The 22,026-nt window shown below is 61.2% G+C and carries 20 protein-coding genes; 5 read left to right on the top strand and 15 right to left on the bottom strand.

The window, feature by feature from the left end:
* Positions 1–133: 133 nt before the first annotated feature.
* The 4 genes from AC1DVE_RS12965 (at position 134) to AC1DVE_RS12980 (ending at position 4,630) form a co-directional block, all read left to right on the top strand.
* Positions 134–1,330 (top strand): amidohydrolase family protein, encoded by a 1,197-nt coding sequence (locus AC1DVE_RS12965; RefSeq protein WP_223456943.1) that lies wholly within the window; start codon positions 134–136, stop codon positions 1,328–1,330.
* On the top strand, positions 1,327–2,814 hold the full coding sequence (locus AC1DVE_RS12970) for an amidohydrolase family protein (protein ID WP_223456944.1): 1,488 nt from the start codon (positions 1,327–1,329) through the stop codon (positions 2,812–2,814). The genes AC1DVE_RS12965 and AC1DVE_RS12970 overlap by 4 nt, the downstream gene beginning before the upstream one ends.
* A 12-nt stretch (positions 2,815–2,826) precedes the next feature.
* Positions 2,827–3,492 (top strand): flavin reductase family protein, encoded by a 666-nt coding sequence (locus AC1DVE_RS12975; RefSeq protein WP_223456946.1) that lies wholly within the window; start codon positions 2,827–2,829, stop codon positions 3,490–3,492.
* Positions 3,493–3,658: 166 nt separating this feature from the next.
* On the top strand, positions 3,659–4,630 hold the full coding sequence (locus AC1DVE_RS12980) for an alpha/beta fold hydrolase (RefSeq protein ID WP_223456950.1): 972 nt from the start codon (positions 3,659–3,661) through the stop codon (positions 4,628–4,630).
* 1 nt (position 4,631) lies between these two features.
* On the opposite strand, the gene AC1DVE_RS12985 is transcribed toward AC1DVE_RS12980, so the two are convergent.
* From AC1DVE_RS12985 to AC1DVE_RS13005, 5 genes are all read right to left on the bottom strand, one after another.
* Positions 4,632–7,730 (bottom strand): error-prone DNA polymerase, encoded by a 3,099-nt coding sequence (locus tag AC1DVE_RS12985; RefSeq protein ID WP_223456951.1) that lies wholly within the window; start codon positions 7,728–7,730, stop codon positions 4,632–4,634.
* Entirely contained in the window at positions 7,706–9,121 is a 1,416-nt protein-coding gene (locus AC1DVE_RS12990; RefSeq protein ID WP_223456953.1) for a Y-family DNA polymerase, read from the bottom strand. Before AC1DVE_RS12990 ends, AC1DVE_RS12985 begins: the two co-directional genes overlap by 25 nt.
* Before the next feature lie 7 nt (positions 9,122–9,128).
* Positions 9,129–9,746 carry a translesion DNA synthesis-associated protein ImuA gene (gene imuA, locus AC1DVE_RS12995; RefSeq protein WP_056724376.1) on the bottom strand — a complete coding sequence of 206 codons (618 nt, stop codon included), beginning with the start codon at positions 9,744–9,746 and terminating at the stop codon, positions 9,129–9,131.
* The gene (gene lexA / locus AC1DVE_RS13000; protein WP_046038528.1) at positions 9,746–10,363 is read right to left on the bottom strand and encodes a transcriptional repressor LexA; all 618 of its coding nucleotides are present in this window, start codon (positions 10,361–10,363) and stop codon (positions 9,746–9,748) included. The genes imuA and lexA overlap by 1 nt, the downstream gene beginning before the upstream one ends.
* A 539-nt stretch (positions 10,364–10,902) precedes the next feature.
* Positions 10,903–11,079: a hypothetical protein gene (locus AC1DVE_RS13005; protein WP_223456955.1), complete on the bottom strand. Its 177-nt coding sequence runs from the start codon at positions 11,077–11,079 to the stop codon at positions 10,903–10,905.
* Between the two features lie 651 nt (positions 11,080–11,730).
* Here AC1DVE_RS13005 and AC1DVE_RS13010 point away from each other — a divergent pair.
* Positions 11,731–12,450 carry an AAA family ATPase gene (locus AC1DVE_RS13010; RefSeq protein ID WP_223456957.1) on the top strand — a complete coding sequence of 240 codons (720 nt, stop codon included), beginning with the start codon at positions 11,731–11,733 and terminating at the stop codon, positions 12,448–12,450.
* Positions 12,451–12,519: 69 nt separating this feature from the next.
* Here AC1DVE_RS13010 and AC1DVE_RS13015 read toward each other — a convergent pair whose 3' ends face one another.
* The 10 genes from AC1DVE_RS13015 to AC1DVE_RS13060 form a co-directional block, all read right to left on the bottom strand.
* Positions 12,520–12,798, bottom strand: coding sequence for a DUF971 domain-containing protein (locus AC1DVE_RS13015; protein WP_223456958.1), 279 nt, complete (start codon positions 12,796–12,798; stop codon positions 12,520–12,522).
* Positions 12,795–13,757, bottom strand: a complete 963-nt coding sequence (locus tag AC1DVE_RS13020; protein ID WP_223456960.1) for a HEAT repeat domain-containing protein — start codon at positions 13,755–13,757, stop codon at positions 12,795–12,797. Before AC1DVE_RS13020 ends, AC1DVE_RS13015 begins: the two co-directional genes overlap by 4 nt.
* Entirely contained in the window at positions 13,754–14,602 is an 849-nt protein-coding gene (locus AC1DVE_RS13025; RefSeq protein WP_223456962.1) for an ABC transporter ATP-binding protein, read from the bottom strand. The genes AC1DVE_RS13020 and AC1DVE_RS13025 overlap by 4 nt, the downstream gene beginning before the upstream one ends.
* The gene (locus tag AC1DVE_RS13030; protein ID WP_150755759.1) at positions 14,602–15,384 is read right to left on the bottom strand and encodes an ABC transporter permease; all 783 of its coding nucleotides are present in this window, start codon (positions 15,382–15,384) and stop codon (positions 14,602–14,604) included. Before AC1DVE_RS13030 ends, AC1DVE_RS13025 begins: the two co-directional genes overlap by 1 nt.
* A 138-nt stretch (positions 15,385–15,522) precedes the next feature.
* The gene (locus tag AC1DVE_RS13035; RefSeq protein WP_223456964.1) at positions 15,523–16,929 is read right to left on the bottom strand and encodes an ABC transporter substrate-binding protein; all 1,407 of its coding nucleotides are present in this window, start codon (positions 16,927–16,929) and stop codon (positions 15,523–15,525) included.
* Positions 16,930–17,094: 165 nt separating this feature from the next.
* A complete protein-coding gene (locus tag AC1DVE_RS13040) occupies positions 17,095–17,340 on the bottom strand; it encodes a 4Fe-4S dicluster domain-containing protein (RefSeq protein WP_003180418.1) in 246 nt (81 codons plus the stop codon).
* A 26-nt stretch (positions 17,341–17,366) separates the two neighbouring features.
* On the bottom strand, positions 17,367–19,097 hold the full coding sequence (locus tag AC1DVE_RS13045; protein WP_223532154.1) for a fumarate reductase/succinate dehydrogenase flavoprotein subunit: 1,731 nt from the start codon (positions 19,095–19,097) through the stop codon (positions 17,367–17,369).
* Positions 19,094–19,846 (bottom strand): GntR family transcriptional regulator, encoded by a 753-nt coding sequence (locus tag AC1DVE_RS13050; protein ID WP_223456968.1) that lies wholly within the window; start codon positions 19,844–19,846, stop codon positions 19,094–19,096. Before AC1DVE_RS13050 ends, AC1DVE_RS13045 begins: the two co-directional genes overlap by 4 nt.
* 235 nt (positions 19,847–20,081) lie before the next feature.
* The gene (locus AC1DVE_RS13055; protein ID WP_223532152.1) at positions 20,082–21,050 is read right to left on the bottom strand and encodes a Gfo/Idh/MocA family protein; all 969 of its coding nucleotides are present in this window, start codon (positions 21,048–21,050) and stop codon (positions 20,082–20,084) included.
* Between the two features lie 16 nt (positions 21,051–21,066).
* Positions 21,067–21,954, bottom strand: coding sequence for a Dyp-type peroxidase (locus tag AC1DVE_RS13060; protein ID WP_223456972.1), 888 nt, complete (start codon positions 21,952–21,954; stop codon positions 21,067–21,069).
* Between the last annotated feature and the right edge of the window lie 72 nt (positions 21,955–22,026).

Here is a 22,026-nt window from a genome sequence, read left to right on the forward strand (position 1 = left end):
GTGGCCTTCGCAGGCAAGCCAGCTCCCACAGTGATTTGTGCTGATCACACATTTTGTGAACACCCCCAAACCCTGTGGGGGCGAGCTTGCTCGCGATGAGGCCCGCCAAGACACCATTGAATTTGAGGTTTGTATGACCCAACCCCGCTGGCTGCGCAACGTGCGCCCCTACGGCACCGCCACCGAAGACCTGCTGATCGAAAACGGCCGCTTCACCCAACGCCGCCCGGCCTCGACCACCGAGCTGCTCGCCACCGACATCGACGGCCAGAACCAGTTGCTCACCCCCACACTGGTGGAAAGCCACGTGCACCTGGACAAAACCCTCTGGGGCCAACCCTGGCGCCCCAACAGCGCCGGCCCGACCCTCAAGGACTACATCGCCAACGAACGGCGCATCCTGCGCGAAGTCACCACCCCCATCGCACAACGGGCCGGTTCCCTGCTGGAAAACTGCATCGCCCGCGGCTCGCTGACCATGCGTTGCCACGTCGACATCGACCCGGAATTCGGCCTGCGGCATGTCGAGGCCATGCAGCAACTGCGTGAAACCTACCGCGACCTGATCGACCTGCAACTGGTGGTGTTCCCGCAGACTGGTTTGATCAGTCGCCCCGGCACCGCCGAACTGATGCGCGAAGCCATGGCCCTCGGTGTGGAGAACGTCGGAGGACTGGACCCATGCGGTATCGACAACGACCCCATCGCACAACTGGATTTCGTCTTCAAACTGGCCAGCGAGTTCGACCGTGGCATCGACATTCACCTGCATGACAAAGGTGAGCTGGGCCTGTGGCAGATCGCGCTGATCGCCGACTACACCGAGCGTTTCAGCCGTCAAGGCCGGGTGATGATCAGCCACGCGTATTGCCTGGGGATGTTGCCGTGGAGCCAGGTCAAACCGGTGGCCGAGCGCCTGGCGACGCTGGGTATTTCGCTGATGAGCTCGGCACCGGCCGATTGCGCGGTGCCGCCGTTCCTGGCCCTGCGCGAAACCGGCGTGAATGTATGCCTGGGCTCGGACGGCATTCGTGATGCCTGGTCGCCCATGGGCAACGGCGACATGCTGGAGCGGGCGATGTTGCTGGCGTTCCGTTTCGATTTGAACAAGGACGAAGAACTGGCGGCGGCGTTCGAGGCGGCGACCGTCAACGGCGCCCAGGCGCTGGGTTGCGAAGCCAATCGCCTGGAAATCGGCCAGCCGGCAGACTTCCTGTTGATGCCGGTGCAAACGGTGGGTGAGGCAGTGGTTTCGCGGCCGCTGCGTCAGGTCTATCGCACGGGCCGGTTGATTGCTGCGGGTGGTCGCTTGCTGGACAGCCGTTTGTGAAGCGCATCGGCTTGCGGGCCAGTTGCGTGGTCGGCTTCGACGGCACGCAGCATGTGCTGTGGCGCGATGGCGAAGTGGTGTTTGCCGGCTCGTGCATTGAGTTTGTCGGACGCGGTTATCCGGGCCCGGTGGATCAATGGATTGATTACGGCAACGCGCTGATCGGCCCCGGCTTCATCGATCTGGACGCCCTCGGCGATCTCGATTCCACGGTGCTGACCCTGGACAACGGCGACGAGCGCGCCATGGGCCGGATGTGGTCGGCGGAGTATCTGGCGCGTGGATCGCGGGAAAGCTACAGCCCCGAAGAAGAAGTCTTCAAATACCGCTACGCCTTCACCCAACTGATCCGCAACGGCATCACCACGGCCATGCCGATCACCTCGATGTATTACCGCGAGTGGGCCGAGACTTACGACGAATTTGCGGCGGTGGCAGATGTGGCTGCCGAACTGGGGCTGCGCACTTACCTCGGCCCTTGCTACATGAGCGGCATGAGCTACTGGCACGCAGATGGAACCCTGGCGCACCACTGGGACGAAAACCGGGGCATGGCTGGCCTCGATGCCGCCGAACGGTTTTTCCGGGATTTCGATGGCGCGCATAACGGTCTGATTCGCGGTGCGCTGCTGCCCGATCGCATCCAGACCTGTACCCCGGCGCTGCTGCAACGCACCGCCGCGCTGAGCCGGGAACTGAACGCACCGATGCGTTTGCATTGCTGTCAGGGCCTCGGTGAAGTGGCGATGGTCGAGCAACTGCGCGGCACCTCGCCACTGGGCTGGTTACAGCAGCTTGGGCTTTTGAACCCGCGCAGCCTGCTGCCCCATGGCATCTACACCCGAGGCGATGACGACCTGCAACGCGTGGTGGATGGCGGCGCCAGCCTGGTGCATTGCCCGGTGGTGTTTGCCCGGGACGGTGAGGCACTGAATTCGTTTGGGCGCTATCGGGCCAAAGGCATCAACTTCGCCCTGGGCACCGACACCTGGCCGGCGGACTTGCTGGACAACATGCGCCAGGGCTTGAACATCGCTCGCCTTATGGAAGGCGGTAACGACCTGACCAGCACTCTGGACCTGTACAACGCCGCGACCCTCGGCGGCGCCAAGGCATTGGGTCGCGATGATCTGGGCCGGCTGGCGCCGGGCTGCAAGGCCGATATCACCGTGTTCAACCTGCGCGGGATACACCTGGGGCCGCTATTCGATCCGCTGAAGAATCTTGTTCTGGCCGGCCGTGGCGATGACTGCATCGCCAGCTATATCGATGGTCGCTGCGTGATGCAGGACGGTCAAGTCCAGGGCATCGACTACCCCGCCCTGCAGCGCCAGGCCCAACGCCAATTCGAAAAACTGATGCGCAGCCACAGCGACCGGGCCATAGGCCAACCGGACTGGAAAAGCCTGTTCCAGCCGGCCATCCCGTTCGCCGACGACTACAGCGCACATGCGCCACTGAGCGCGATTGATCCACTTCTCTAGAGATTTCTGCCCATGCAAAGCTTCGACTTCAGCACATTGAGCCCACGGGACAAATACAAGATTCTGATCGGCAGCGTAGTGCCTCGGCCAATTGCCCTGGTCACCACCGTCGATGGTGAAGGCCGGATCAACGCGGCGCCGTTCAGCTTCTTCAATGCGCTGTCGGCCGATCCGCCCATCCTCGCCCTGGGCGTGGAAAACTACGGCGACCAAAGCCCCAAGGACACCACCCGCAACATTCAGCTCAACCAGGAATGCACCGTGAACATCGTCAGCGATGCCCTGGTGGAAGCCATGAACGTCTGCGCCGTGCCCTTCGCTCCCGGCTTCGATGAACTGACCGCCGCCGGCCTCACCGCCATTCCCGGCACCACGGTCAAATGTCCGCGCATCGGCGAAGCCCCGGTGGCGCTGGAGTGCCGTCGGATGATGGCGCTGTCCATCGGCCAATCCCGGGAGATCATCTTCGGCGAAGTGCTGATGGCCCATGTGCGGGACGAACTGATCGATCCGAAAACCCTGTACATCGACCAGTTGGGGCTGGATGCGATCGGACGCATGGGCGGGCATGGCTATGCACGCACGCGGGATTACTTCGACTTGCCGACGCGTTCGTTGCAGGCCTGGACGGATGCACCGGGGGGTGGGGAGCGGTTTTGGCCGCTGGCCAAGAACTAGCCTGATTGCCTGCGTTGGTATCTGAAATCTGAGGTCGCACATTTTTCAGGTGCCAGCATTGCCGTCGTAGCCTCTCCCCCTTCAAATCCCCCTCTTGCTTCTCAGTACACCAGCCAAATCATTGGCACGACTAAAAACCGACAACCGTCATCAGGATCTCAATGACATGGATGCCCTTGAAAGATTGACGCCTCGCCATCAGACCCGAAGCAGTCGACTCACCCGCTTGCTCACCGCAACAGTTGCCACCGCCACGTTCGCCTTCCTGGGCACCGCCCAGGCGGCCAACCCAACCGATACCCCCTTGATGACCCGATCGATCCAGGCAGGCGACACGACCTGGTCGTATTACGAGGGCGCAAAAAACGGTCCGGTCCTGTTGCTGGTACATGGCTTTTCTTCAAGCAAGGATGCCTGGCGCACGCTGGGCGAGGATCTCGGCGCACGCTTTCACGTGATCATTCCCGACCTTCCCGGCTGGGGTGATTCGACGCGCCTTGCCGGCGAAAGTTATGACATTGATGCACAAGCCGCACGGTTCAATGATTTTCTGCTCGCGCTCGACCTGCGTGAAATCAATCTGGTCGGCCATTCCATGGGGGGCGCCATTGCCGGCGTGTTTGCCGCCCAAAAGCCGGAGCGTATTGCACGCCTGGTGCTGGTCAACCCGTTGGGATTGAGCTTTGTCGAAAACGATTTCGTCCGGTCATTGAATGGTGGTGACAACCCGTTTATCTACGATGACCGTGCCGGCGTAGAACGCACTGCCCGACTTGTCTATCTCAATCCTCCCCTGATGTCCGACCAGGAAGTGGAAAATGCGATTGCGAGCAATCAGCGCCAACGCAGCTTTATCGAGTCCACCCTGGCGCAGATCCGTCCACCGTCCCAATGGCTCGCGCTGGATCATCGGCTGGCGCAGCTCAGCATGCCGGTACTTGGCATCGGCTGCCGCGAGGATAAGGTGATCGATATCTCCGCCCTGGAGACACTGCAAATCGGTCTGCCCGATGATCGGGTCGGGCAGGTTGTCACCCTGGAAGGTTGCAACCACTTGCCCATGATCGAACGCCCTGTGGCAACGGGACAGTTACTCACCGACTTTGCTGCCGGGGCCCAGCTGCCTGAAGCCCTGTGACTCAATGAAAGTCCCGGCTCCGTACACTGATGCCATCGAGCAACGAACTCAGGTCACTCAAGCGTCCGGCAATCAGATGCCGGACCTCGCCCTCCTTCTCCCAGCGCCCATCGACCTTGAGCAACTGCGAGCCGACCAACACCTGGCGCTGCCGCTCGGCCAGGTCGCGCCACACCACCACGTTGACGTTGCCGAACTCGTCCTCAAGGGTGACGAACGTCACGCCGCTGGCGGTGGCCGGGCGTTGTCGGCCGGTGACCAGCCCGGCGATGCTGACCGGCCGACCGTGCTCGACGTCCAGCAACTCCTTCGAACTGCGGCAGCGCCGCGCCTTCAACTCACCACGCAACAGGGCCAACGGATGTGGCCCGAGGGTGGTGCCGACACTGGCGTAATCGGCTTGCAGGTCCTCGCCCACGGTGGGCTTTGGCAACGACACCACGTCCTCCTCCTGGCTCGGCAGGCCGGCAAACAGGCCCAGCTGCTTTTGTACCCCGGCCACTTCCCAGCGTGCCCGATGCCGGTCGCCGGCCAGGCCACGCAACGCGCCGGCATCGGCCAACTGCTCCTGGGCGCGGGCATCGAGTCGCGCCCGCTCGCCTAGGTCGGTGATGTCGGCAAACGCGCCTTTGGAGCGTGCCGCCTCGATGCGTCGGGCATCGTCCTCGCGAAAACCCTTGATCATGCGTAGCCCCAAGCGAATCGCCGGTTGCGCACCGGCGATCGGCTCCAGGCTGCAATCCCAGTCACTGGCACGCACGTCCACTGGACGAACCTGCAAATGATGACGCCGAACGTCCTGCAGAATCTGGTCCGGGCTGTAGAACCCCATCGGCCAACTGTTGATCAGCGCACAGGCGAAGGCCGCCGGCTCGTGGCATTTCAACCAGCAGCTGGCGTAGGTCAGCAAGGCAAAACTGGCCGCGTGGGACTCGGGAAAGCCGTAGCTGCCAAAGCCCTTGATCTGCTCGAAAATCTGCGCGGCGAACTCGGCGGTGTAGCCGTTTTTCTTCATCCCGGCGGCCAGCCGTTCCTTGTGCGGTTCTAGCCCGCCGTGGCGTTTCCACGCGGCCATGGAGCGACGTAGCTGGTCGGCCTCGCCGGGGCTGTAGTCGGCGGCGACGATGGCGATCTGCATCACCTGTTCCTGAAACAGCGGCACGCCGAGGGTGCGCTTGAGCACCACTTCCAGTTCCGGCGACGGATAGGCCTCCGGTTCTTCCTTGTTCCGTCGCCGCAGGTACGGGTGCACCATGCCGCCCTGGATCGGCCCCGGCCGAACGATGGCGACCTCGATCACCAGATCGTAAAACGTCTTCGGCCTGAGCCTCGGCAGCATCGACATTTGCGCCCGGGACTCGATCTGGAACACGCCAATGGTGTCGGCCCGACCGATCATTTCGTAGGTGGCCGCGTCTTCGGACGGGATGGTCGCCAGACTCAGGTCCAGGCCCCGATGCCTGCGCAGAAGATCGAAACATCGGCGAATCGCACTGAGCATGCCCAGCGCCAGGATATCGACCTTGAGCAGACCCACTGCATCGAGGTCATCCTTGTCCCACTGGATGATGGTGCGCTCGGCCATGGCGGCATTTTCCACCGGCACCAGACTGTCCAGCGGCTGCTCGGAAATCACGAAACCGCCGGGGTGCTGGGACAAATGCCGGGGGAAGCCGATCAGTTGTCCTGTCAGGCTCAGCACCCGGTGCAGCAACGGGCTCTCGGGGTCGAACCCGCCCTCGCGCAGACGCTCCACGGGCGGTGTTTCATCGCTCCAGTGACCGCAGCAATCGGCCAGGGCGTTGATCTGGTCCGGCGGCAAGCCCAAGGCCTTGGCCACATCGCGCACCGCACCGGCGGCGTGGTAAGTGCTGACCACCGCCGTCAATGCGGCCCGGGCCCGGCCATAACGCTGGAACACGTACTGCAAGACTTCTTCGCGGCGTTCATGTTCAAAATCGACGTCGATGTCCGGCGGCTCATTGCGCTCTTTGGAGAGAAAACGCTCGAACAACAGTGTGGTGCGATCCGGGTCGATTTCGGTGATGCCCAAGGCAAAGCACACCGCCGAGTTGGCGGCCGAGCCGCGCCCCTGACACAGAATGTGCTGGGTGCGCGCAAAGCGGACGATGTCGTGGACCGTCAGGAAATAGCTTTCATAGCCCAACTCCGCGATCAGTTGCAGCTCCTTGTCGATCTGCACCAGCACTTCGCTTTTCGGCCCTTTTGGCCAGCGCCACTCGATGCCTTCCTCGGTCAAATGACGCAGCCACGAGGTGGCCGAGTACCCTTGCGGCACCAGTTCGCGGGGGTACTGGTAACGCAACTGACCAAGATCAAAGGTGCAGCGCCGGGCGATGTTCAGCGTTTCTGCCAGCAAGTCTGGCGGATAAAGTGCCTGCATCACGTCGAGGCTGCGCAGATGGCGTTCGCCGTTGGGGTGCAGGCGCAACCCGGCATCGGCCACCGGCAGGTGATGACGGATCGCGGTCATGGTGTCCTGCAAGGCGCGCCGGCCGCGCGCGTGCATGTGCACATCGCCACTGGCCACAGGCGCAATGCGCAACTCCCTGGCCAGGCTCAGCAGATCGTTCAGGCGCCGGGCATCGTCCTGGCCGCGATGCAACTGCACCGCCAGCCACAGGCGCTCGGCGAAGACCTGTTTGAGCCAGCGGCCCTGTTCAAAGGCATCGACAGCGTCCGGCACCCACAACGCCAGCAATCCCGGCAACGGTTCGCTGAAGTCTTCGCGTAACACCTGATACTGGCCTTTCTGCGTGCGGCGCCGGGCGCGGGTGATCAATCGGCACAGCGCCTGATAGCCCTCGAGGCTCTCTACCAGCAGCACCAGTTTCGGACCGTTCTCGATGCGTATTTCACTGCCGATGATCAGCGGCAACTCCACGGACTTCGCCGCTTGCCAGGCGCGAACGATGCCCGCCAGGGTGCATTCGTCGGTGATCGCCAGGGCTTGATAACCCTGCTTTTTCGCGCGCTGGAACAGCTCGAGGGCACTGGAGGCACCGCGCTGGAAGCTGAAGTTCGACAGGCAGTGCAATTCGGCATATTCGCTGCTCATGCGAACCAGCCCTGCAACCACAGCGGGCCGTCCTCACCGACCGCCCGGTAGGCCCAGCCCTGTTGGCCGGCACGGGTTTCGATCAGGTAATAGTCACGGCGTACGTCGTCGCCGTCCCACCAGCCGGACTCGATACGCTCCGGCCCCATGAGGATGCGCGCCGAGCCCTGATGCACCGCCAGCGGTTCAGTCAGCAGCCAGCCCGGCCGTTTCACCGCGGCCGGCACCGCGCAAGGCTGGCTGTCGGCACTGGCCTGCCACGCACACTCGGGGCGGTGATCGGCCTGGAAGCGCAAGCCATGCACCGCGTCATCCCCCAGCCGTGCACGCAGGCGTTCGCGCAGTTGCTCCCAGGGCAAGGACTGCTGCGGGCGATCGTCGAACAGTTCCTGATGCTGGGGCACGAAGGTCGGCAAATCCTCGGCGCGCAGGCGAAAGCCGCGCACCGGCGCCTCGACCTGGACTTGCTCCAGCCGTCCCCGGGCCAGTTCGAAGAGCATCGCCGGATCGCGCTCGGCGCTGAGCAAGCCGACCTTGATGAGCGTATCCGGCAACCCGGCGTGTTCCAGATGCAGGTCGAAACGCTGTACGCCGCTGTCGCGACCGCTGAGGAATGCCGACAGGTCGCCGGTCAACCGGCGCAACGGAAACAGCAAGGCTTGATGGGACTGCACATCGAAATTGAGCTCGATGCGCACATCGAAGCGGTCCGGCGGCAGGTAGAACGCCAGCGCCAGCCGCCGCAACCCCGACAGGGCATCCAGATGCTTGAGCACCTGGGCCTCGAAACGCCGGGCCAGGCTATGCCGGGGCAGCGCCTGCACTTGGCTCAAGGTGCGCAAGCCCATGCGCGACAAGGCCGTGGCGACCGGTGCTTCCAAGCCGATCCGGTCAACGGGCATTTGCCCCAGGTGATGCTGCAAGGCTTGATCGTCCGGGACCACCAGACCGTCATAGGCGTTGGCCAGCACCCGCGCCGCCACCGGGTTGGGCGCGGCCACGATGCGGTGCCGAAACCCCAGTTCGCCGAGCTCACGGCGCAAAAGCGCTTCGAATTGCGGCCAGGCGCCGAACAAGCCGAGGCTGGATTCGATCTCGAACACCACGGCCCGGGGGTAATGCACGCTGACCTGGGAACTGAAGCGATAGGCCCAGGCGGCGAGAAACTGCTGCCAGTGTTCGATCTCAGCGGCGTCGTATTCGGCCGTGACAAAGCCTTTGCTCAAGGCCTGTGCCGCGCTCATGGACTGGCCGGGACGCAAACCCAGCGCCCGCGCCGCACCGTTGACGGCCTGCAGCACCCGGCGCTGGGCCGGGCCGGTCAGCAACGCCAGGGGTTCTTCGGGATCGGCGCGCTGACGCAGTACCGCGTCCAGCGCCAATTGCGGGAAAACAATGCAGACCCAGCGCATGGCAACCTCAATGCCCCACGGCGAAGGCAATCGGCGCCGAACGGGCCAGGCCGCCGCGGCACTTGAGCACGCGCAGTTGCGCCGGTCGGGCATCGATGGCAATGCGCAGGGCCGCCGGCGAAGGGTTGATCGCTTCACCGAGGGGACGATAGGCGAAGGCCAGGGTCTGGCCGGTTTCCGCCGCCACCTGCAAGCGACGCAAGGCGCGGTCATCGGCCTTGTGCGGCCAGCACAGCACCGCGCCGCAACTGCCCGAACGCAGGCATTGTTCCGCAGCCCACAGCGCATCGCGCTCGCTGGCCTGGATGATCGACAACTGACGCAGATCCACTCCGGCGCCCTGCCACGCCTGGGGATACGGCACATAAGGCGGCGCCACCAGCACGATGCGTTCGCCCGCCGCCGACAGCCGTGCCAGCGTCGGCCACACCAGTTGCAACTCGCCCACGCCCTGCCCGGCCAACAGGATTTCCGTCAACGCCGCCTCCGGCCAGCCACCGCTGGGCAATGCGGCGTCCAGCGCGGCATGCCCGGTGGGTTGCGGGCTGGCAGCCGGTGGCGCAGGCCGGCCCTTCCAGACCTGGCCGCCATTGAACAGCGTATCCAGCGCAACGACGGCGCCCATCAGCCTTGCCTCACCAGGCCACAGAACACGCCTTCGATGGCCAGGTCCCGGTCGGCCTCGACAATGATCGGCTGGTAGGCCGGGTTGCGTGGCAGCAGGCGAACCACATCGCCGACACGCTCGAAGCGCTTGATGGTGACTTCGCCATCGAGTCGCGCCACGACGATCTGGCCATTAACGGCCTCGGGGCTGCGGTGCACGCCCACCAGGTCGCCGTCGAGGATCCCGTCCTCGATCATCGAATCACCCCGGACCCGCAACATGTAGTCCGGCACCCGCGAGAAGATCGAAGGATCGAGCAGCAAGCGGCTGTGCACCTCGGCATCGGCACCGATGGGCGCACCAGCCGCCACCCGGCCGAGTACCGGGATGTCCAGCAACTCGGGACGCGGCGGCTGCCCGAGCAGGCGAATGCCCCGGGCCTGATTCGGGTTGACCTCGATAAACCCGGCTTCGGTCAGCGCCAGCACATGCTTGCGCGCCACACTGCGGGAGGCGAAACCGAACGCCTCACTGATTTCAGCGAGGCTCGGAGGCTGACCGTGCTCGGCGATGCGATCGCGGATAAAGGTCAGGATGGCGGTACGGCGGGGAGTCAGAGTCGTCATGGAGTACATTTGTACTCTTTTGGCTTTTTCCTGGCAAGGACCGTGTAGGAGCGAGCCTGCTCGCGATAAGGCCAGCACAGTCAACATCGATATTGAATGTCAGTCTGCTATCGCGAGCAGGCTCGCTCCTACAGGGGTGAGTTGTGCCAGAGCAGGCCATCCTCCTGGTGTGCAACTCGATAGCCCGCAGACGTAAAACCAAGCACTCCTTACTCGAACAAAACGGACGATCAAAAAATAAGGCCTACCGTTCGTCGCCTTTCTAAAAAATTAGCATCTCTAGAAAATAAAAATCCATAAAAAAAGTACAAAACGCACATTTACTCCTACAGAAATATTCTACTCAACACAGCAAGATCATTTCTACTTGCCGAAAACTAAAACACAGTTTCAAAAAGGAATTCCACAGTTCCACGCTAGAAACTATCCACACCAAAGCAAAACCAAGCCACTAAGGTTCCTAACATCATGCAGGACGCATCTTAAAAACATGCAGGAATCCCCCTACGACACAAAATCCTCTCGCTTGCATCCAACAGTAAAATCAACTAATCCTTGCAGCACCACTTAATGCCAAGCGCCCCACAAATAAAAGCAAAATAAAAAACAACAAGCCTGAAAAAGTGACACTCAATGACTAAAAATATTTTACCCAGAGTTTTCTCCCTAACGTCAATATTCATAAAAGAACAATTAAAAGAACCCATCGCTTTTTTCTGGATCATGATATCACCTTGTGCGATGTTCTATTTTTTTGCAATAACCAGACAAGACCCCAACTATTTTTCGAGTAACTACATTACGATTTCGGCATGGTTTTATGCCTACATCTCTTCAAGTGTCGCATTATTCGGATTCGCCTTTTACATAATCGGAAGAAGGGAAAGCGGATTCACCCGTTCCTTTATTTACTCCAAGGAATCGAAACTGATTTTTCTTTTGTCGCACTTCATTGCCTACTCGTTAATATCGATATCTTATTGCGCAACCTTTTACTTAACGACCAAACTCCCATTTGGAAACTATGCCTTCAATGAATTACTGAATATCGCACTACGCTTTTACATCTGTTTTATCATGTTTTGCACTTTTGGGGCTGCATTTTCATTGTTGCCGATCAACTTTCAGAACTCGAACACTTTGCTTTCCATTTTCTCGTTCTGCATGTTGATCCTCGGAGTAATGAGTGCCAGCAGATCAAACCCCATCACCGACACTTTGAACCTCGCAAACCCACTGACACTTGCAAGCCAGATAATGGAACAAGATCTTGAATCCAACAAACTCATCACGACAGCAATAATTCTTTTATTTATTTCAGTACTGCACAGAACGTTCAAGCACCTGAGAATCAATCCCGTATGGAGCCGATACTGATGAAAAAATTCACGGCGCAGAGCATCGATTTCTCCTATACAGACAACCCCCTCTTGACCCAAGCATCTCTTGAGGTTGCTCAAGGCGACATTGTCGGCATTCTGGGACCAAATGGATCTGGAAAAACAACTTTTTTCGATATCGTCTGTGACCTTAAAAAAGCAAAGTCCGGTTTCATAAAAAACGACTTCAGTCACTTTTTATACCTTTCTCAAATCATCTCCACTCCCCCACCGTTGCGCATGCGTGACATCTTTAAAATGGTGACTGCGCTGTCATCAAGCGAGCCTATGACACAAGATAAAACCCTGAAAAAACTAAGTGCGTGGAGCCCTGCGATAGTCGATCGATACCAAGACATATGGAACAAAAAATCATCGCTATGCAGCTACGGAGAGACACGCTGGTTCTTTACTCTATCTCTTCTTTCAATTTCTGCAGACTTCGTGATTCTCGACGAACCTACTGCCGGTGTAGATCCAGAATTTCGTCGCTATATTTGGCAATGCCTTCGCGGCGCCGCCAGGGAGGGCACAGCTATTCTGGTTTCCTCGCACAATGTTGATGAGGTAATTAACCATTGTGATTATTTTTATATGATTAGCCAGCAACGCTTCAATCGCTTTGCCAATGGTAGTGAGTTCATGCATCGGTATGGCGTAAAGACTGTGGACGATGCGTTTATCCGAGCCGTTACTGAACCTGTATTCGCAACATAAGCAACTGGAAGCGCACACGGGGGAGCTGCCGCAGACTGCGACAACTCCCGATGAGGAAAAGGATTCGATTCAGTCGGTAAGCCCAGCAAGATAAGCCCACGGATAAATCCCCCGCTCATGCCCATCGCTGAACACCAGTTGCAGTCCATACCCCTGCGAGTGCAACTCGATCACCTGAACCCGCTCATCCACCATCGGCGCCATCCCTCGCAGCCGAAACGCCCGGCACTGCGAGCACGGGCACTGGCGACGCAATTCGGCGTGTTCGAACACCTGTTTGCGACCATCCGGCCAATTCAGGCGCAACTGCTGTTTGCTGCGGGAATTGCCAATCGCCAGCGGGTTCATTGCAGTTGGCTCAAGGCAATGCGCACGGCCTTGCGCACTTCAGGGTCGCCGTCGTCTTGTGCGTCCTGCAATGCCGCAATGGCCCGTGGGTCGTTCAATTCGCCGAGGGCCAAGGCGGCTTCCTTGCGCAGGTTGCTGATGCGGTGGCCGAGGGTGTCGATCAGTGCGTCCAGGGCAGGTACAAAACGCAAGCGACCGAGGCTGCGGGTGGCGCGCAGGCGCACTTGCCAGTAATCGTCGCCCAAGGCGTCGATCAGGGCCGGGCCGGCGTCGAGGTGGCCGACCTTGCCCAGGGTGGTGGCGGCTTCTTCGCGGACTTGCCAGGCATCGTCGCGCAAGGCCTGGCGCAGGGCCGGCAGCACTTGTGCGTCAGACGCCAGGCCCAGCGCCCCGGTGGCGGCGCGTCGCACGTCGGTGTCCGGGTCAGCGCTGGCCAGCCGCGCCAGTGCCGGCAAGGCATCGAGTTGCTTGAGCCAGCCGAGCACGCCCACTGCCTCGCGGCGCACGCTGGCGCTTTCATCGTCCAGTGCCCGGGCCGCCGCATCGGCGGCATCGGGGCAACGCAACTCGCGCAACGCCCTGAACGCGGCAATGCGTACGCCGCTGTCGGCGTGCCCGGTCCACGGCAGAATGACCCGGCCCGCCGCTTCACTCTTGAGCAGGCTGAGGCTTTGCGCAGCGGCCACCTGCACCGCCGGGGATGGATCCGTCAGGGCCTGGCACAGTGCCTCAACCACCGGCTCGTCCTCCCAGGCTTCCAGCAACCGCGCGGCTTCGGCGCGAACGTCTGCAATCGGGTCTTCGGCCAGTCGATCGATCAACCACAGCAGGCCGTCCGGCTCCTCAAGATCGGCCAACTCGATCAGTGCGATCCGGCGCACACCGGGATCGTCATCGGTCAAGCGCGGTTGCAGGGCAAGAATGTCGTCGTTATCGGTTACTTCGAATAGTGAGGTCATAGGGCAAATCGCGGCAGTTTGTTTTCAGGGGGAAGTCCGAGCGGGTTCAGGCGTGGCAGTTGCCGACCGTCTTCGTGCCGCAGGAGTTCGAGGCAATGGCGCTTGAGGTGCGAGAATTCAGGGCGGGTCACCAGTTCCGTGCTGCGCGGCCTGGGGAAATCCAGGCGCAGGTCTTCGATGATTCGCCCGGGGCGCGAGCTCATGACCAGCAGGCGATCGGCGAGGAACAGCGCTTCGTCGATGTCATGGGTGACAAACACCACGGTGGTGCGGATGCGCGTCCAGATGTCCAGCAGCAGTTCCTGCATGTTCAACCGGGTCAGGGCGTCGAGGGCACCGAAGGGTTCGTCCATCAGCAACAGGCGCGGTCGATTGACCAGCACCCTGGCGATTTCCACTCGCTGCTGCATGCCGCCGGAGAGCTGATCGGGCCAGCGCCCGGCAAAACCTTCGAGGCCTACCAGCGCAAGGATTTCATCCGCCGCCTTGTGCCGTTCGAGCTTGCCGACACCGCGCATTTTCAAGCCGAACGCCACGTTGTCACGCACCGTGCGCCACGGAAACAGGGTGTGCTGCTGGAACACCATGCCGCGTTGCGGCGATGGCCCCGAAACCGGCGCGCCATCCACATTCAAGGTGCCGGTACGCGGTTGCAGGTGGCCGGCCAGGGCGCCGAGCAAGGTGGACTTGCCGCAACCGGACGGCCCGAGAATGCACACGAACTGTCCCGGTTCGATCTGGCAATCAAGGCCCTGTACCGCTTCGAAAGCCGCGGCCCCCTCACCCAGGCTGATCGACAGCCCGCGAACATCGATACGCCCTTCCATGTGTTGAAAAACGCTCATCAGGCTTTTCCTCGTGGTCGATGCCAGGGCGTGAACAGCCCGCCCAGACGCTTGATCAACAGGCTGCTGCCCATCCCGAGCACGCCGATCAGCAACATGCCGACCACGATGTCGGCGTAGTTCTGGATGGTGTAGGACTCCCAGGTGTAATAGCCGATGCCGAATTGACCGGAGATCATTTCCGCCGTCACCAGGCAGAACCACGAAGTGCCCATGCCGATGGCCAGGCCGGTGATGATGCTGGGCGCGGCACCCGGCAGAACGACCTCCAGCAGGATTGCCCGGCGCCCTGCCCCGAGGCTTTTCGCCGAGGCGATCAGCCGTGGGTCGACGCCTTCGACGCCATGCACGGTGTTGAGCAGGATCGGGAACAGTGCACCAGTGAAGGTGATGAACACCATCGACAGTTCCGACGAGGGAAACATCAGGATCGCCAGGGGAATCCACGCCACCGCCGGGATCGGGCGCAGCACTTCCAAGGGCGGCAGCAACAGATCTTCGGCCCATTTCGAGCGGCCGATGGCCAGGCCCAGGGCCACGCCGATGATCAGCGCCGCGAGGTAACCGGCGAATACCCGGCCGAGGCTGCTGCCCAGGTGCTGCGCGAGCTTGCCCGAGTCGCCGAGGCCGAGGGCGGCTTCAATGACCGCCACGGGTGTCGGGACATTGGCGAAGGTCACCAGGCCGAGGTTCCAGTGGTGGCTGGCGGCGAGTTGCCAGAATACGAGGCAGAGCAGCAAGGATGCGGCTCTTGGGATCCAGCGTGAATATGATCGGTACACAATTATTCCTCTCAACCCTGGATCTAGACACAAGCGGGCTTGCTCGCGAAAGCGGTGTTTCAGTCAACTCAGATGTTGAATGTTGAACCGCATTCGCGAGCAAGCCCGCTCCCACAGGGGATTGCGGTGTTACGACTGTTAGCGAACCGCCACGGCCTGCGCAGTGGCATCAGTGAAGTCGAGGACCTTGCCGCCCTGGGCCGTGGCGAACTGTTGGGCCTGACCTTTGAGCAGGAACGCACTCAGTTGCCCTTTGCCATCGGTGGCAAACCACGCCTGATCCGCCAGCAGCTTGATCCCGCTGTCGCTGGCCTGGGCGTACACCGCGCGGATGCTCTTGCCTTCCTGCTTGAGGCTGGCCAGCGCGGCAAACGCCGCTTGCGCCGAGGCGTACTGACGGACTTTCGGCTCGCCGCGCACCCAGATTTCCGCCACATGGCTGAAGTCGGTGATGGCTTTGCCGCTGGTGGCATCGACGGCCTTGAGCGGCGTCTGCCCGTAACTGGCCAGTTGCGCGCTGTAGTCCAGGTTCGAGGCCTTGAAGGCGGCGCGGATGTATTGGTCGTCGATGAAGGTGTTGAGATCCAGACCGCGATCGGCCTTCTTCAACAACTTGAGGGTATCGATGGCTGTGCCCACGGCCTGACGGTATTCCGGCTTCCAGCTCAGGTCGCGGGTCTGCACACCGAGGGGGCCATGGAACAGGTAATTGACCTCGGCATCGACCCCGGTGACCTTGGCGATCAATTCGCTGTACTTCTCCGGCTCAGCCGCCAGCAGCTGGTTGGCTTCGATACTCGCCCGCAGGTAAGCGACGACGATTTCCGGGTACTTCTTCGCATAGGCCTGATCGACCAGCGCACCGTGGAAGGTCGGCGCGTTGGCCTGGGAACCGTCATAAATCTTGCGGGCGAAACCACGGCTGGGGAACAGTTCGGCGAATGGCACGAAGTCAGCGTGAGCATCGATCTTGCCGGCCTGCAACGCGGAGCCGGCGACTTCCGGCGGCTGGGCAATGATGTTCACGTCCTTGAGCGGGTCCCAGCCCTGGGCCGCGACGGCGCGCAGCAGCATGCCGTGGGCGGTGGAAGCGAACGGCACGGAAATGGTCTTGCCCTTGAGCTCTGCCAGCGACTGCACGCCCGATGCGCTTGGCACCACGATGCCGTTGCCGCTGCCCTTGATACTGCCCGACAGCACGCTGATGAACAGGCTGTGCTTGCCCGCCGTTTCGAACGCCACGCCGTTGAACGCGCCGGGGAAATCGGCCATGGCGCCGAAGTCGAGTTTGCCGGCCACCATTTCGTTGGTCAGGGGGGCGCCGCTGGTGAAGTTTTTCCACTGCACCTCGTATTGGGCGTCTTTGTAGGGGCCATCGTGGGGCAGGTATTTTTCCAGCAGCCCGAGTTCGCGAATCAACAATCCGCCGGCGGCGCAGTTGATGGTGGTGTCCTGGGTGCCGATGGCAATGCGGATGGTTTCGGCCGAGGCCGACAGGGTGAATGAAGCCAGTACCAGACCGGCCAAAGCTGCACGCAACATCATGAGTGTTTCCCCTCGAATCATTTATTGGATGTTCGTCTCCGCCACGATCAGGGCGCGGTGGGAAACGAGGGGTGTCTTGAATCAGGCGTCCGGTGGTGCCGGATGGCGTTTTGTTGTCTGGGCTGGCCTCTTCGCGAGCAAGCCCGCTCCCACATGGACAGTATTTCAGCGCAGCAGGTACGGGATCTCGACTTTCACAGCGCCCGTCGGGCAGTCCTTTTCACAGGGCATGCAGTACCAGCATTCATCGAACGCCATGTAGGCCTTTTGCGTGGCCGGGTTGATCGCCAGCAGGTCCATCGGGCAGACGTCGACGCACACGGTGCAGCCTTTGTGGGCGATGCATTTGTCCTCATCGACCGTGACGGGTGCGTTGGAGCGGAAGAAGATTTCCTGGGGTTGGTAAGCCATGTTCGGTCTCTCTTTTGTTGTCGGTATCAAGCCGCATCGGCACCGACCCGCAACCGGTCGTAAGCCTGCATCTCGTCGGCATCCAGCGGGATGATGTAAGGCTCGACGGCTTTCTTGAAACTGCTCATCAAACCGTTTTCGTCTTTCTTCAGGTGGCAATGGCAGAACCAGTCGCGGTCGTTGCGTTGCGGGTGATCGACGCGATGGTGGTAAAGCCCCCAGCGGCTTTCGGCGCGAAACAATGAAGCGCGGGCGGCCATTTCGGCGCAGTCGCGGATCATGCTGACTTCCATGGCGCGCATCAGCTCGTGGGCGTTGTGGGCCTTGATCTGGTCGAGATCGCGCTGGATGTCGCTGAAGCGTTGCAGGCCGATCTGCATCTTCTTGGTCACTTTCGGCGGTTGCAGGTAGTCGTTGACGAAGCGTCGCAGCTTGTATTCGACCTGGGCCGGTGGCAGGCCGTGTTCACGGTCCAGCGGTGCGTAAACCCGCTGTTTTTCGGTTTCGATCTGCCGGGCATCCAGCGCTGAAAACTCGCGCCCGGCGACAAAATCCGCTGCGTTGTGGCCAGCGAACCAGCCATAGGTGAACGCGCCGAGCATGTAGTTGTGCGGCACGGCAGCCATGTCCCCCGCCGAGTACAAGCCCTTGACCGAGGTCTCGGCCTTCTCGTTGACCCACACCCCCGAGGCCGAATGCCCGCTGCAAAAGCCGATTTCCGAGATGTGCATCTCGACCATCTGCGTGCGGTAGTCGGTGCCGCGATTGGCGTGGAACTGGCCGCGACTCGGACGCTCGTTGCTGTGCAGGATCTCTTCGATGTTCTGGATGGTTTCCTCGGCCAGGTGATCGAGTTTGAGGAACACCGGGCCATTGCCGCTTTCCAGCTCCTGGTGGAATTCCCACATCATCTGCCCGCTCCAGTAGTCGCACTCGATGAAGCGTTCGCCCTTGTTGTTGGCGGTGTAGCCACCCAAGGGGCCGGTGACGTAGGCGCAGGCCGGGCCGTTGTAATCCTTGATCAACGGGTTGATCTGGAAGCATTCCAGGTTCGCCAGCTCGGCCCCGGCGTGGTAGGCCATCGAGTAGCCGTCGCCGGCATTGGTCGGGTTTTCGTAGGTGCCCATCAGGTAGCCCGAAGACGGCAACCCCAGGCGTCCGGCGGCACCGCAGGCGAGGATCACCGCCTTGGCCTTGATCACATGGAAGTCAGCGGTTCGGCAATCAAAGCCCATCACGCCGTTGACCGCGCCCTCTTCATCCGTCAGCAATCGGGTGCAGACCAGGCGATTGGTGATGCTCACCCGTGCGCGCTTGAGCTGGCGGTACAGAACCTTTTTGATGTCGTGCCCTTCCGGCATCGGCAACACATAAGCGCCCATGTGGTGGACCTTTTTCACCGCGTAGTCGCCGGTTTCGTCCTTCTCGAATTTCACTCCCCAGCGGTCCAGTTGCTCGATGGTCTCGAAGCTGTGGGTGGCATAGGCGTACACCGCGGCCTGATTGACGATGCCGTCGTTGGCGATGGTGATTTCCTTGGTGTACTGCTCCGGCGTCGAGTGGCCGGGAATGATCGCGTTATTCAGGCCGTCCATGCCCATGCTGATCGCACCGCTGCGCTTTACGTTGGCCTTGTCGATCAACAACACCCGCAGGTCGCGGTTGCGTTCCTTGGCCTTGATCGCGGCCATGGGGCCGGCGGTGCCGCCACCAATGACAACGATGTCGTATTCCTGCTCCAACGTGCTGCGCGTCATGCCTGCTCCCCTTTTTGCCGGTCGATCCGCAGGCGGTACTGGAAGGCATCGCCACGGTAGTAAAGGTGTTCGAAGTCCAGCGGACGACCCTCGACATCGTGGGTCAAGCGTTCGATGCGCATGATCGGCGAGCCGGGTTCGACGTTCAGCGCCCGAGTCAGGTCGCTGTCGGCCAGTACCGCATCGATGGCCAGGTCGGCGTGCCCCAGGGCCAGGCCGCAGTCGTTTTCCAGGATCTGGAAAATGTCGCGGGTGACCAGGTCGGCTTTTTCCAGGCGCTCACCAACGGCCTTGGGCAGGTAAGTGATTTCCAGGGAAATCGGCTCGCGATTGATCAGGCGCACCCGTTTGATCTGCGCCACGACCTCGCCTTCGGCCACCTGCAAACGCTCGGCGACGAGCTTTTCGGCGGCAATGAACTTGAAGCTGCGCAGGCGGTTGATCACCTCATAGCCGCGACCAGTCATGGACTCGGCCAGGCCTTGCAGGGTGCTGACGTTCTGGAAGGTTTTCGGCTTGGCGACGAAGGTGCCCTTGCCGTGGATCTTGAAGATCAGCCCTTCCTTTTGCAGGTCACCCAAGGCCTGGCGCACCGTGATGCGGCTGACCTTGAACAACGCGCCAAGTTCGCTTTCGGAAGGCATCTGGCTGTCTTGGGGGTATTCGCCGTCGAGGATGCGGGTGCGCAGCACGTCTCGCAGCTGGGTGTGCAACGGGACGCTGCTGATGGATAGAACGTTATCGGTCATGGCAGATCACTTGTTATAACGAGTTATGACGTGATCTTAGTGAGGTTATGACACGCTTGAGAAATACCGAATGCGCATAAGGTTAGAAGTGCGAAGCAAGAACAATTGTGGGAGCGGCGGTGCGGCGATCCGACTTGCTCGCGAAGGCGGTGTGTCAAACAACATTGGCGTCGACTGACACTCCCTCTTCGCGAGCAAGCCCGCTCCCACAAGGGATTATGTGTGGTCTGAAGAATCAGTGCCGCTTGAGGATCTGGTCCATCACCCAATCGGTCTTCAGCGCCTGCTCGGCCACCGCCGGGTGCTGCGCCTCGCCACGAATATGCGCATTCATGCCCAGGACGTGGTGCCACTGAATGTGTGCGTGATGCTCGATGTTCAGGCTGAGGCGTTCATCGGCGTGCAGCTCGATCGGGTGCTCATCGAACACTGAAAAAGTGATCCGGCCTGTACTGCCAATCACTTCGACCCGGTCTTCGCGACGGTCTGCAACGAAGTTCCAGCAGCCCATGCCCAGTGCCCCGCTGGAAAACCGCCAAGTGGCGCTGACGGCATCTTCGGCCGCGTACAAACCGGCCTGACGTGCGGTGAACCCGGCGACTTCGACGATATCGCCGAACAGGTACTGAAACAGGTCCAGGCCATGGCTGGCCAGATCCGCAAAGTAGCCACCACCGGCAATCGCCGGATCGGTGCGCCAATTTTCACTGCCGTTCCGGTCCGCTGCCGACGGGGCTTTGGTGAGGGTCCAGCTCAAGTGCCGGACCTCGCCGATCCGCCCCTCTTCCAGCCATTGCCGCACTTGCCGGAAGCGTGGCAACGAACGTCGGTAATAGGACACGAACAGGTGCAGCCCGGCATCGGCAAACACCTGCTGCATTTCACGACTTTGCCCGGCATTCAACGCCATCGGTTTTTCGACGCAGCAATGCTTGCCGGCGGCGGCCACCTGCAAGGCATAGGCGTGATGGCTGTCGGGTGGCGTGGCGATGTACACCGCGTCGACTTCGGGATCGTTGATCAGCGCCTGCGCATCAGTGTAGACCCGCACGATGCCGTGGCGCGCGGCGTAGTCGGTGACGGCTTCAAGGCGCCGGCCCATCACCGCCACCAACGCCGATCCGGGCGCTTTGTAGAAGGCCGGCGCGCTTTTGCGTTCAGCGACGCTGCCACAACCGATCATGCCCCAACGCACCAGGTTCATAGGCTCTCCTTGCTACTCAGACGATGCGCAATGCGCGCAGGTCCAGTCGACCGTCCTTGAGCGGCGGGCACCAGTAGTAGCCACCGGTGATCGGACGGCTGATGCGGTACAGACCGTCGGTGATGCCGTCTTCCAGGCCACTCATACGGCGCAGTTGGGCTTCGAAGGCATCGAGGGAAAAACCGAAGGCCAGGAACATCAGGCCAGCGCGGTCACCTTCGATCCACGGCATCGAACGGCGCACCACGAAGGCTTCAGGCGCAAAGCTTTCCTGGGCGGTGCGTTTGACGTGGGCGGAAACCGGCGCGTCGTCGATCTCTTCGTTATCGCTCAAGCGCCGGCCCATGATGTTGTCTTTTTCATCCGCCGACAGCCCATGGAAACCTTTCAAGTCATGCTGCCACTGCTGGATCGCGGCAAAGCTGCCACCCACCGTGCCGTCCGCGCCCTCACCCACCAGGGCGGCGGCCACGGCGGCTGCGTCGTGGGGGTTCTCGGTGCCGTCTTCGAAGCCGGTCAGGTCATGGCCGTTCATATGGCGGAAGGTTTCGTTCATCTGCACCAGGCGCAACGCCGGGGCCAGTGCCGCTTCGATGGCGTTGCTGCGGTTGAGCAACTCACCACGGTCTTCACCGTGCAGCCAGCACCAGAGCGCGTGTTGGGTCGACGGATTGTCGACACCGACCCCAGCCAGTGCCGGGAAAGTACGCAGGCCTTCGATCTGCCCATCCAGCGCCTTGACCAGGGATTCGCCGAAGCCGACGACAGCCGATTTCCCGTCCACCAGTTGCATCAAGTTGTCGAGTGCAGCCGGCAGTGCCGCGGCGGATTCGAGGGCGAAGAACATATGGCGGGCTTGAGGCGGAACGGGGGTGGCGAGAATGCCCGGCTGGTAATGGCTCATATGAACTCCTTGAAAAAGAGCATGGAGTTTAACCGGAGTACGAGGGTTTGTGTGCCGTCAGAGGCCAGGAAC

Source organism: Pseudomonas sp. P4_B4, assembly GCF_056402255.1.

Excerpts from the sequence above, each read along its gene's own strand:
- AC1DVE_RS12965 (WP_223456943.1), top strand. The coding sequence starts at position 134 with ATGACCCAACCCCGCTGGCTGCGCAACGTGCGCCCCTACGGCACCGCC.
- AC1DVE_RS12975 (WP_223456946.1), top strand. The coding sequence starts at position 2,827 with ATGCAAAGCTTCGACTTCAGCACATTGAGCCCACGGGACAAATACAAG.
- AC1DVE_RS12980 (WP_223456950.1), top strand. The coding sequence starts at position 3,659 with ATGGATGCCCTTGAAAGATTGACGCCTCGCCATCAGACCCGAAGCAGT.
- AC1DVE_RS12990 (WP_223456953.1), bottom strand. The coding sequence starts at position 9,121 with ATGCGCTGGGTCTGCATTGTTTTCCCGCAATTGGCGCTGGACGCGGTA.
- imuA (WP_056724376.1), bottom strand. The coding sequence starts at position 9,746 with ATGGGCGCCGTCGTTGCGCTGGATACGCTGTTCAATGGCGGCCAGGTC.
- lexA (WP_046038528.1), bottom strand. The coding sequence starts at position 10,363 with ATGTACTCCATGACGACTCTGACTCCCCGCCGTACCGCCATCCTGACC.
- AC1DVE_RS13005 (WP_223456955.1), bottom strand. The coding sequence starts at position 11,079 with ATGATCCAGAAAAAAGCGATGGGTTCTTTTAATTGTTCTTTTATGAAT.
- AC1DVE_RS13010 (WP_223456957.1), top strand. The coding sequence starts at position 11,731 with ATGAAAAAATTCACGGCGCAGAGCATCGATTTCTCCTATACAGACAAC.
- AC1DVE_RS13015 (WP_223456958.1), bottom strand. The coding sequence starts at position 12,798 with ATGAACCCGCTGGCGATTGGCAATTCCCGCAGCAAACAGCAGTTGCGC.
- AC1DVE_RS13020 (WP_223456960.1), bottom strand. The coding sequence starts at position 13,757 with ATGACCTCACTATTCGAAGTAACCGATAACGACGACATTCTTGCCCTG.
- AC1DVE_RS13025 (WP_223456962.1), bottom strand. The coding sequence starts at position 14,602 with ATGAGCGTTTTTCAACACATGGAAGGGCGTATCGATGTTCGCGGGCTG.
- AC1DVE_RS13035 (WP_223456964.1), bottom strand. The coding sequence starts at position 16,929 with ATGATGTTGCGTGCAGCTTTGGCCGGTCTGGTACTGGCTTCATTCACC.
- AC1DVE_RS13040 (WP_003180418.1), bottom strand. The coding sequence starts at position 17,340 with ATGGCTTACCAACCCCAGGAAATCTTCTTCCGCTCCAACGCACCCGTC.
- AC1DVE_RS13045 (WP_223532154.1), bottom strand. The coding sequence starts at position 19,097 with ATGACGCGCAGCACGTTGGAGCAGGAATACGACATCGTTGTCATTGGT.
- AC1DVE_RS13050 (WP_223456968.1), bottom strand. The coding sequence starts at position 19,846 with ATGACCGATAACGTTCTATCCATCAGCAGCGTCCCGTTGCACACCCAG.
- AC1DVE_RS13055 (WP_223532152.1), bottom strand. The coding sequence starts at position 21,050 with ATGAACCTGGTGCGTTGGGGCATGATCGGTTGTGGCAGCGTCGCTGAA.
- AC1DVE_RS13060 (WP_223456972.1), bottom strand. The coding sequence starts at position 21,954 with ATGAGCCATTACCAGCCGGGCATTCTCGCCACCCCCGTTCCGCCTCAA.